Consider the following 10,979-nt stretch of genomic DNA (forward strand, 5'->3'; position numbering starts at 1 on the left):
TTTCTTAACTGATCGGCATTAGCTATTAGCCGCTTTTTTTTAGCTCAAAATAAATTATATAATAAAGCGAATTGATAGAAGGTGATAAACAGGCACAAAAAAACCGCTTAACGCGGCTTTTTTATTAATCACATGTTGTTTAAACAACACCGCGCGGTAAGCGACAGTCGTGATCTTTACTTGCAAGCTCAACAATCCAAAGCTCTTCAGCTGTGTAGCCGTCTTCGCTTTGTGTTACAACAGTAAACGGCGCTGTTTTTTGTGCTTTAACAGGCGCAGCAGCTTTAGTTTTAGTTTTTTTCGCAGGCGCTTTTTGCTCAGCTTGTGCAGGCGATTTGCCAGAGCTTAATTCTTTCGTTAGCTCTGCTACATCAGCTAGGCGTAAGTTTTTGCCACCATCGATGCTGTACCAGCCAGGTTTTGTAGTAATTTCAGGTTTTTTACCATTGGCAGCTTCATATGCAGCTTCAAAGGCAGATAAAACTTCTGTTTTGTCTAGTTTGCTCATCAGAGACCCTATACGTTGTGAACACAGATAAAGAAGCCGTATTTATACCTATTTTCCAACTGTTTTTCAATTTTTTGCGATTTTCCTTCCATTTTAGCCCCATAAACGCCAAAATTTGCACAAAATTCAGTGCTGAGTAAGGTAATAAGTATGCAACGTAGAGAATTTAACCAACTGTTAAACGACATTTTAAAGCCTCACACAATTAAAGATTTTTGTCCTAACGGGCTGCAAGTCGAAGGTAAAAATGAAATCAGAACGATTGTTACGGGGGTGACTGCAAGCCAAGCACTCATTGATGCAGCGATAGAAAAAAAAGCTGATGCTGTTTTGGTTCACCATGGTTATTTTTGGAAAGGTGAATCGCAACCTATTACGGGCATGAAAAAACGCCGTATTGGGGCTTTGTTAGCGCACGATATTAATTTATTTGCCTACCATTTACCGCTTGATATTCACACTATTATAGGTAACAACGCCCAGCTTGCTAATTTGCTTGATATTGAATTAGAGACAGGACTTGAACCCGTTACTAATAGCGTTGCTATGAAAGGACGGTTAAAAACTCCGCTTACAGGTAGCGAGTTTGCAAATAAAATAGCCAAAGTTTTAAACCGCGAACCTTTAAGTAGTGTGGTACGCGATGAAAAAATTAACACCATTGCCCTGTGTACAGGAGGCGGGCAAGGTTATATCGATTTAGCAGCAGAGCAGGGGATTGATGCATACCTAACGGGTGAAGCCTCAGAGCAAACTATTCACAGCTCGCGAGAGCAAAATATAGACTTTTTTGCAGCAGGGCATCATGCAACCGAGCGTTACGGAATTAAAGCCCTTGGTGAGCTACTTGCTAAAGAACATGGTTTTGATGTGAGCTTTATAGATATAGATAACCCAGTATAAATTTATATATACTCTACAGCGCCTCTGGGTTTATCCAGCGGCGCATACTTATCCAAGCATTCCCAATGACTTCATGGGCATATTGCGTTACTACACGTAATGCCTCAGCATTTGGTATAAATTGTTTATACAAAGGTAAAGCCGCAAAATTGTGATAATCCGTAGCGGCAGGAATTACCTCAATGCCTTGGGCATTAAACAAGTTTATTGAGCGCGGCATGTGTAGTACAGACGTAACCAGTGCAACCTTAAAATCAACGAGCTTAGGCGCGAGTAGTTTGGCTTCTGCGGCTGTATCCATTGCCTGTGGGTTTTGTTTTATACGGTTTTTATGCACCCCTAAATTTATTGCTGTTTGGCTCATTAACGCGCTATTGGTTACTTTGCCATAGCCACCGCCAGATACGATAAGCGTTGCATTAGGGTATTTTTTTGCAAGCTTAACCCCTTCTACCAAGCGAGTAAGCGCACAGTTTCCTAGCTGATTATTAGCGCTTAAAGCGGGGTTAGGGTTTATGTCGCAACCCAGCACAACAATTTTATCAAGGGTTGGGTGTTTTAGTGCATTAAATGCCAATGATACGGGCTCATTGTTTTTAATCAGTTGATGCGCAGCAAACGGCGTACTTAACACTAAAAGCGCCAATAGACTTAAGCTTGCGATTACTAAAGCAGACTTACGTGCACGAAACGCCAACACTAGCATTACAAACGCAAGTAAACCAAATAGCGGTAGCGGCATAATTAAGCCACCTAATAATTTTTTTAATTCAAACATAACAAGTAACATAAAACACAATAGGCCTTATGTTACTTATTCGTTTGTGATTTATCGACCGTTATTTTGCTTACAGGTATTTAAAAAATGGCGATAAACGGGGTTGTCTTTCATGTCTTTTTTCATTGCTAGGTACATAGGGCGGGTTAGCCCTAGTGCACCAAGCGGGATTGATTTTATTAAACCTTGGCTTTCGTAAGGTGTTACCAACCAATCAGGCAGCGCTGCTACACCCATTCCTGCACTCACTAGCTGAAAAATTAATAAGCCTTGATCTACATTTTTTAGGGTGCCGTCAAAGCGGGCATTTTGAATAAAGTGTTTAAATATATCTTGTCGCTCGCGCGGAATAGGATACGAAATAATGGTTTCGTTTTTTAAATCAAGCGCCGTTACATATGCTTTTTTAGCTAGGTCGTGATCAGGGGCGACGATAAGCTTTAATTTAAAATCAAATAAGTGAGCGTATTCAAGTTTATCAGGATCGCGTATATCTGAGGTCAATACTAAGTCGAGCTCATCGTTGAGTAAATCAGGTATAGCGTCGTAGCTAAAGCCGCGTTCGTAGTCAATTTTAATGTCTGGCCAAAAATTATTAAATTCTTTAATTGTAGGCAGCAGCCAATGAAAACATGCATGGCATTCAACACTTAAGCGCAGTTGGGAAATAGGTTGATTAAGGCTTTCTTTTAAACGGCACTTAGTGGCTTCTACTTTAGGTAAAACTTCGTTGGCAAGTTCGAGTAATAGCATTCCTTGTGGCGTAAAGCGCACAGGCTGCGTTTTTCTTTCAAATAATTGGCAATCTAATTTGTTTTCTAAGTCTTTAATTTGATGAGATAAAGCTGATTGCGTTAAAAATAATTCGCGGGCTGTATTAACTAACGATCCGGTGTCTTTTAATGTCGCAATAGTTTTAAGGTGTTTTATATCAATCATCTTTAATAATTCTCAAGGGAAAAGTGAGTTTGGCTCAGATTGACTACATACTACGCCTTTACAAAAAACGTTTCAACGTCTAGATGGCTAAAACAATCTATTAATTACTAAAATAATCCCTTAAAGTTAAATTAACTAATGTGGGTGCTTTAGTTACTACTGGTTTGATGAGTTTGGCATGAGTTTAGCTCAAGTTGTTTTGTTGGGTTATACAGCGGCTGTTTAAAGCAGCGTTATGGGCAGGGCAGCTTAATAAAAGGCACTGGTTTTTAAGAGGGATAAGGAATTATCACAACGCGTAATAACAGGTCTGTTTTTAATGGGCTAAAGCTTAAACAGTAATAATATGTTTTTATTGCTTTAAAACTGAGCGCTTAAATAAACGAATGGGTATTACGAGGCTTACTTTTTACACCTTTTTGGTTGTGAAAAAGTAAGCCTTTGGATAACAGCTACTACAGGGGTTTGTGGATAAGCTTAATGGCGTGTTGTGCTGTAACCGGTTTTGACTTTAAAAAGCCTTGCCCGTAATTACATTGAGTGGCTTGTAAAATATTTAGTTGCTCTTGGGTTTCGATTCCCTCAGCCACAACTTCAAAGTTTAGTGATTGCGCTAATGAGAGAATGGCCTCTACTAACGGGTTATTGGTTTTGTTGAGGTGATCGATAAAGCTTTTATCTATTTTTAAAATATGAATAGGTAATTGGTGTAAGTAACCAAGTGCTGAGTATCCAGTACCAAAGTCATCTAAGCATAACTTCACTTTAAGTGGGGCAAGCCCTTCTATTATTTGAGTTGCTAAATCAAGGTTAGCGATAAGCCCTGATTCAGTGATTTCTAAACACAACGACCCTAAAGGCAGTTGGTATTTATTATATAATGCGTGAACTTGGGCAACAAAGTCGAGGCTGGCAAAATGACGCGATGACACATTGACCGTTACTTTTAAAAAGCGATGCCCTAATGTGTGCCAGTGCGCAATATGTTGTGCAGCGAGGTCAAGCAAGTGCAAATCGAGGTTAATAATTTGCCCGGTGGTTTCGGCTATCGGAATAAACTCATTTGGTGGCACAAACCCTTTTTTAGGATGGTGCCATCTTACTAGTGCCTCAAAGCCGACAACTTCGCTTGTCGCTATAGTAAAAATAGGCTGAAAATAAAGCTCAAATTCGTTGTGTTCAATGCCGTGTTGTAAGTCGTTTTCTATATCGGCATGTGTTTTGAGCTTTTTACGCATGGTGTTATTAAAAAACTTAACTTGGCCACGCCCGCTTGATTTAGCTTCGTACATAGCGGCATCGGCTTGCTGTAATAGCAAATAGGCTTTATCGTCGCTGCTTTCACTAAAGGCGATGCCAATGCTGGTTGATGCTTGCAATAAATGACTATCCACATTAAGTGGCTTAGCAAGGGCTGTGTTTATTCGTTTTAGCGCTTCGCTAACCTGGTTTCGGTGTGTGATGTTTTCCATAAAAATAGCAAATTCGTCGCCACCAAGGCGTGCAAACGTATCAGTGTTTCTGACGGTGCCTTTTATGAGCTCACAAATTTTAATTAAAAAATGATCGCCAACCTCATGCCCAAGCGAATCATTGATACTTTTAAATCGATCAAAATCTAAATAAAGCAAGGCGTGGCTCGTACCTTTTTTAACACGCGATAAACGCAAAATTGCATGTTTAATACGCTCAATAAGTAACGAGCGATTAGCGAGGCCTGTTAGCTCATCATGCAATGCTTTGTGTTCAAGCTCTTGCCTTGCAAGTTGCCTATCTATGGCCATACTAATTTGCCTACTTACGTAGGTTAAAAGGGCGCTGTCGTGTTCGTTGTAATGCAGCTTTTTATCGTAACTTTGAACAACAATTACACCGCTTATTCTATCATTTGCTTTAAAAGGCACACCTAGCCAGGATTCAGAAAGACGGCCTACAAGTTTAAAGTCGCCGTTATTTATATGTTGCTGATAATCGTTTTGATTTAATAGCAGTACACGGTCTGATTTTAGTAAGTAATACGAAGCTGTATCTTTTAATTGCTCTTTTGATATTTTTTTGTGTGCGTGCGTTTGAATGCCTTCTTCAACGATGTAAACCAAATCGAGTATGTCTACTTGCTTATCGTAAAGGGCAATAAAAAAGTTATCTGCAGGAAGTAAGCTATTTATTATGCTGTGAAGAGCTTCAAAAAAGGTATCTAGGTTACTGGCTTTATACGTTAAATTAGCGATTTGCAGTAAGCTGTTTTCAAGCTTTTGCGCATCATTTAACTGTTTTACTGTGTGCGTTAAGCTATTGACCGTGTTTACTTGGTTTAGCTTAGCACTTAATAAATGCGCAACCGTGGTTAATATTTCTAGATGGGCGTTTGTGAAGTAGTTTTTTATTGGATGTTCACAATCAATAACCCCTAAAACATGATCCTTGTATATAAGTGGCACACATAACTCTGATTGAGCAGGGCGTTCATCAGCAATGTAGCGAGGGTCTTGCGTAACATCGCCAATAATAATAGCTGTGCCTGTACGGGCGACATAACCGGTTATACCTTCGTTAAAGCCAATAATTTTACGCTCTGCTTGGTATTCGTCTCTGGCGTGGGTTATGCCCATAGAAGCGACTTGATTTAGCTGTAAACGTGTTTCATCAGCTAGGTAAATAACACAATCAACAAACCCAAGGCGGTTTACTACTTGAGTGGTTACATACTCAAATAACTCTTCTAGGGTATCGAGCTGTAATAAGCTTGAGGAAAACTGATTTATTATGCTCAGTTGTTCAGTTTTAACTTCGAGCGCTTTATAGGTATCGATATGATTCGACATAGGGTAATTTTATTCTTTTTATTTGTATTAGCACTGATAAGTTAACCCAAATTTAAAGCATGTTCAAAATAAAACGCTTAAACGAGTGTAATCGTCGTTAAACTTAAACCCAATAGTATTTTGCAGCACTCATAGAGGGGAATAGTTTAGATAACACTTTACTAGGTCTTTCCATATGCCTATGATCGGATAAATTCAGCCGTGGAAAAAAGTAATGAGCATTAATACCGATTCAAAAAACACATTAACCATAACTCGTCCTGATGATTGGCATGTCCATTTACGTGATGGTGAGCAACTTAAAGATACAGTACGCGATATTAGCCGCTACATGGGCCGCGCCATCATAATGCCAAACCTTGTACCGCCAGCAACGAGCACTGATTTAGCGCTAGCTTATCGAGAGCGAATTATGGCAGCGGGGCCGCAGGGCAACTTTGAACCCTTAATGGTGCTTTACCTAACCGATAAAACCACACCTGAAGAAATTAAAAAAGCCAAAGCAACGGGTAAAATTGTTGCTGCCAAGTTGTACCCAGCAGGGGCAACCACTAACTCAGATTCAGGGGTTACATCAGTAAAGAATATTTACCCTGTATTTGAAGCGATGCAAGACGTGGGCATGCTGTTATTAGTGCATGGTGAGGTGACTGATTCATCAATAGATATTTTTGACCGTGAAAAAGTATTTTTAGAGACGATTTTAGGCGATGTTGTCGCTGATTTTCCAAATCTGAAAATAGTGCTTGAACACATTACGACAAAAGACGCTGTTGATTTTGTGACAGCCGCACCGCAAAATGTGGCGGCAACCATTACCGCGCATCACTTATTGTACAACCGTAACCACATGTTAGCTGGTGGCATACGCCCGCATTATTACTGTTTACCTATTTTAAAGCGCAATATTCACCAACAAGCATTAATGGCGGCAGCTATAAGTGGAAATAAAAAGTTCTTTTTAGGGACTGACTCAGCACCACATTATAAAGATAAAAAGGAAGCGGCATGCGGTTGTGCTGGCGCCTATACAGCACATGCTGCGATTGAACTTTACGCCGAAGCCTTTGAAGAAGCAGGCGCACTGGACAAACTAGAGGGCTTTGCAAGCCATTTTGGGCCTGACTTTTACGGACTTGCCCGTAACACCGATACAATTACCCTAGAGAAAAGCCCTTGGCAAGTTCCCGCAAGTTACACACTTGGTGACTCACAAGTTGTGCCTATTAAAGCAGAAGCTACTATTGACTGGCAGGTTAAGTAAAGTGCATTAAATTAGCATTGTATTAAAGCCGTATAGCTTGCTGTACGGCTTTTTATTTGCTTGAAATTCAATCTTTACCTGAGATTTAACGCTCTTTACGAGGGGCTTTATTTGTAAAGCTAAGCTGTTATACATGATTTGTTACAATTAGGAGCAACAAAGTTGCCGTTTTTTGTTCAATTTTAGCTTTAAAAATAACCGCTTACATATAATGCTTTATTTATTTTTGTTCTGAGTAAATAAATCTTAATTAATAGAGCCAAAAAAAAATTAATGTGTTAACCTTAACTTGCTTTGAGTTTTTGCGTATTGAATTTACGGATATTGTGCTGCGTTTAAGGTTACCGGTTAGGTTAAAACTTGTTCCTGTACTATACCTCCAGAATTTTGGGCACTGACTCAGGGAGGATATAGCCATAATAATATGGCTGAATTTTAATTATTGACTTACAGGAAAATTTAGTATGTCGGTTACTGGTAAAGTAAAATTTTTCAACGAAGCTAAAGGCTTTGGTTTCATTGAACAAGAAAATGGTCCTGACGTGTTTGTACATTTCAGCGCAATCACTGGTTCTGGTTTTCGCACTCTTAGCGAAGGTCAAGCAGTGACTTTCAGCATCAAACAAGGTCAAAAAGGCCCTGAAGCTGAGAACGTAGAAGTAGCATAATTTTAATTATGTGAACCTTAGTTCATCTTGGTGAAGCAGTTTTCTGTTTCACCATAATTCCTCAAAATCTTCCTCATTGTTTTTATACTCTCTAATATTGTTTGTTTACTCCCTAATACAGTCAAACGTTAAAATTTACTTCTCGCTATAGCTTCAAACACGCTTAACATATTTGCCATTTAAATAGTTAAAAACCCTATTTAATAGCAACGCCGCTTCAATACACTAACAGCTCATAATCTGCATACTTTCACCAAGGTTAAACAATACATTTACCACACGCATAGTGTGTATTAAAAAACCGTGTAATTAACTGAGTGTTTTACTGGCTTTAATAAGGCTTAACTTGGGCTTAGCAAAGTTAAAGCCATTAACTTAAATGCAGTAATATTTATACATCATCTCAAAACCACTTTCGAATTGTTGTATTTTTATACGATGAAGCGCAGGATTTGTAAGTTAAGATATGTTTTTAGCCTAATTTAACCAAATCTAGTTCATCAAATTGTCACATTTTTATTATTTTTGTTTTTTTTTAAGGTGCAATTCAGTTTTGTTTAGATGTTGCATTTTTGTTTCATGTAAGTGTCTAATTTTTAACTAGTGTTTAATTTTAAAGGGGCTATATAATGCTAAAACGGCTTAATGCTGGTTGCATTTATGTTAACAGTATTTTTTGTAATACTTTAGTTTTAGCTTTTTCAAGGTATTTATTTACTTAGAATAGCTAACATCAAGTTGACAGGGCGTATTGCATTTAGCATTATTGGAGGGTTGATATCTATTAAAAGATATCAGGGTTGTCATCCTTAATAAGGTTGATAATTAAATTATAAAAGTAACATTACTTAATTGGTTGGGAACTATGTCTGTTAAAATCAGAAAGAGTCTTGTAGCATCTGCGTTGGTTGGCGCTTTTGCATTTGCAAGCAGCAATGTGATTGCAGATCCTTTGAATGACGTGCAAAAAGCAGGTCAGCAAATTCAAAAGGCTGCTGTTAAGTCTCAAACTAAAATTGACAACGTATACGGTCAAACTCAAGAGCTAATCGCTGAGTACCGTAGTATTGTTGATGAGACTGAACTTATGAAAGTGTACAACGATCACGTAGCACGTTTGGTCGCTGACCAAAATGCGTCAATCGAATCGTTTGACCGTCAAATCGCTACTATCGACAACACTAAACAAAACGTTGTGCCTTTGATGTATCGCATGATCGATACGCTTGAGCAATTCATCAAAGCGGACGTTCCGTTCAATCTTGATTCTCGTCTTGCTCGTGTAGAAAGACTTCGTGAAATCATGGCTTCTGCGTCTGTAACGACGTCTGAGAAATTCCGCCAAGTTCTTGAAGCATACACAGTTGAAACTGCTTACAGCTCGGCTGTAACTGCTTCTCAAGGTACTTTAGAAGTTGATGGTAAAAACATTAACGTTGATATCGGTCGTTTAGGTCGTATCACTTACGTAGCACAATCTTTTGACTTAAAACACGCTTGGGTGTGGGACAACAACACTAAAGAGTGGAAAGAATTAGGTGAAGAATACCTAAAACCAGTTAAAGAAGTGATTCGTATGGCGCGTAAGCAAGCGACACTAGAACTTGTTAAACTACCAATCTTTGGCGCGGAGTAATCGAATAATGAAGAAACTATTTAAAGGTTTTGCTGTTGCAGCAGTACTATCTGTTTCTGCAGGTACCGCGCTTAATGCACATGCAAATACTGATGCTTTAGATAAAATTCTTGAGCAAGTAAAGCAAGAACGTATCTCTGAAGGTAAAATCAATAAGCAACGTGAGCAAGAGTTCTTATCAGAACGTGCTGACAAGCAAGCATTACTTAACAAAGCAAAAAGCCAATTAGCGTCTGAAAAAGCACGCGGTGACAGCTTAGCTAAGCAATATGCACAAAACGAAAATACATTAGCTGAAAAAGAGCAAGCGCTTCAAAACGCACAAGGTACTCTTGGTGAAATGTTTGGTGTTGTACGTCGTGCAGCGCAAGACGCTATCGGTTCTATCGAAGCTTCACTAGTAAGTGCTGAAAAGCCAGGCCGTGCAGAAGTACTTCGTTCATTAGCAGCAGCTAAAGAGCTTCCAACAGTTCGTGAACTTGAAGAACTTTGGATTGCACTTCAAACAGAAATGACTGAGTCAGCAAAAGTTTCTACTTTTGAAACTGAAGTGTCAGGTCTTGACGGCAACTCTACAGTTAAGCAAGTAACACGTATTGGTAACTTTAACTTAGTTACTGACGAAGGTTACTTAATCTACTCGCCAGAGACAAAATCTATTCAGCCTTTAGGTAAACAACCTGATAGCTACATTTTAGATGGTATCTCTGCTCTTGAAGGTACTTCTTCTGACAATTACGCTGGCGTATACATTGACCCGACTCGTGGTGCAATCTTACGTATCAACACGCAGAAGAAAACGCTTATGGAATACTACGAGCAAGGTGCTGAAGTTGGTTACATCATCACAGTTTTATTAGCTGTTGGTCTACTAATCTTCTTAGTACGTTTCGTTGACTTAGCGCTTACTACTTCTAAGATCAAGTCTCAGCTTAAAAACTTGTCTACACCGAATACAAACAACCCACTGGGTCGTATTCTTAAAGTGTACCATGACAACAAGAGCCAAGACGTTGAAAACCTTGAGCTTAAACTTGATGAAGCTATCTTACGTGAAACGCCACGTGTTGAAGCTGGTATTAACATCATCAAGATTCTTGCTGCAATCGCACCGTTACTTGGTTTACTAGGTACAGTAATCGGTATGATCTTAACGTTCCAAACAATCACATTGTTCGGTACGGGCGATCCGAAGATCATGGCTGGTAACATCTCTCTAGCTCTTGTAACTACAGCGCTAGGTCTAATTGCTGCACTACCACTTATCCTACTTCATTCAATTGTTGCAGGTCGTAGTAAGTCAGTATTACATATCCTTGATGAGCAAAGCGCGGGTATCGTTGCTACTCACGCGGAGAAGGAGAAAGCCTAATGCTAGTCCTGATGGAGATATGGGAATCTATCAGGGATTTTGTTGGCACAGGCGGCCAGGTATTATACGTGGTCGCGATAGCACTC

At 39.2% G+C, this 10,979-nt stretch carries 9 protein-coding genes and 1 pseudogene; 6 read left to right on the forward strand and 4 right to left on the reverse strand.

Annotated features, from left to right (window positions below; all coding sequences use genetic code 11):
• Positions 1-139: 139 nt before the first annotated feature.
• On the reverse strand, positions 140-508 hold the full coding sequence (locus B4F91_RS06950; RefSeq protein ID WP_004588144.1) for a hypothetical protein: 369 nt from the start codon (positions 506-508) through the stop codon (positions 140-142).
• Between the two features lie 150 nt (positions 509-658).
• Between B4F91_RS06950 and B4F91_RS06955 the strand changes: the two genes are divergently transcribed.
• Positions 659-1,411, forward strand: a complete 753-nt coding sequence (locus B4F91_RS06955; protein WP_286936688.1) for a Nif3-like dinuclear metal center hexameric protein — start codon at positions 659-661, stop codon at positions 1,409-1,411.
• 13 nt (positions 1,412-1,424) lie between these two features.
• On the opposite strand, the gene B4F91_RS06960 is transcribed toward B4F91_RS06955, so the two are convergent.
• From B4F91_RS06960 to B4F91_RS06970, 3 genes are all read right to left on the reverse strand, one after another.
• The gene (locus B4F91_RS06960) at positions 1,425-2,189 is read right to left on the reverse strand and encodes a YdcF family protein (protein WP_286936686.1); all 765 of its coding nucleotides are present in this window, start codon (positions 2,187-2,189) and stop codon (positions 1,425-1,427) included.
• Between the two features lie 51 nt (positions 2,190-2,240).
• Positions 2,241-3,128: a LysR substrate-binding domain-containing protein gene (locus tag B4F91_RS06965; protein WP_004588141.1), complete on the reverse strand. Its 888-nt coding sequence runs from the start codon at positions 3,126-3,128 to the stop codon at positions 2,241-2,243.
• 455 nt (positions 3,129-3,583) lie between these two features.
• Entirely contained in the window at positions 3,584-5,953 is a 2,370-nt protein-coding gene (locus B4F91_RS06970) for a bifunctional diguanylate cyclase/phosphodiesterase (RefSeq protein WP_054983093.1), read from the reverse strand.
• Between the two features lie 214 nt (positions 5,954-6,167).
• On the opposite strand from B4F91_RS06970, the gene pyrC reads away from it, so the two are divergent.
• The 5 genes and pseudogenes from pyrC to B4F91_RS06995 form a co-directional block, all read left to right on the forward strand.
• Positions 6,168-7,217, forward strand: coding sequence for a dihydroorotase (gene pyrC / locus B4F91_RS06975; RefSeq protein WP_096041495.1), 1,050 nt, complete (start codon positions 6,168-6,170; stop codon positions 7,215-7,217).
• Between the two features lie 464 nt (positions 7,218-7,681).
• Positions 7,682-7,885, forward strand: coding sequence for a cold-shock protein (locus B4F91_RS06980; RefSeq protein WP_004588138.1), 204 nt, complete (start codon positions 7,682-7,684; stop codon positions 7,883-7,885).
• Positions 7,886-8,750: 865 nt separating this feature from the next.
• The gene (locus tag B4F91_RS06985) at positions 8,751-9,521 is read left to right on the forward strand and encodes a DUF3450 domain-containing protein (RefSeq protein WP_004588137.1); all 771 of its coding nucleotides are present in this window, start codon (positions 8,751-8,753) and stop codon (positions 9,519-9,521) included.
• A 7-nt stretch (positions 9,522-9,528) separates the two neighbouring features.
• The gene (locus B4F91_RS06990; protein WP_004588136.1) at positions 9,529-10,893 is read left to right on the forward strand and encodes a MotA/TolQ/ExbB proton channel family protein; all 1,365 of its coding nucleotides are present in this window, start codon (positions 9,529-9,531) and stop codon (positions 10,891-10,893) included.
• Positions 10,893-10,979, forward strand: a pseudogene (locus B4F91_RS06995) (MotA/TolQ/ExbB proton channel family protein); the annotation flags it as partial. The gene B4F91_RS06990 and the pseudogene B4F91_RS06995, both read left to right, overlap by 1 nt.

The organism is Pseudoalteromonas sp. UBA6610, assembly GCF_002433295.1.
Classification (GTDB): Bacteria; Pseudomonadota; Gammaproteobacteria; order Enterobacterales; family Alteromonadaceae; genus Pseudoalteromonas; species Pseudoalteromonas atlantica.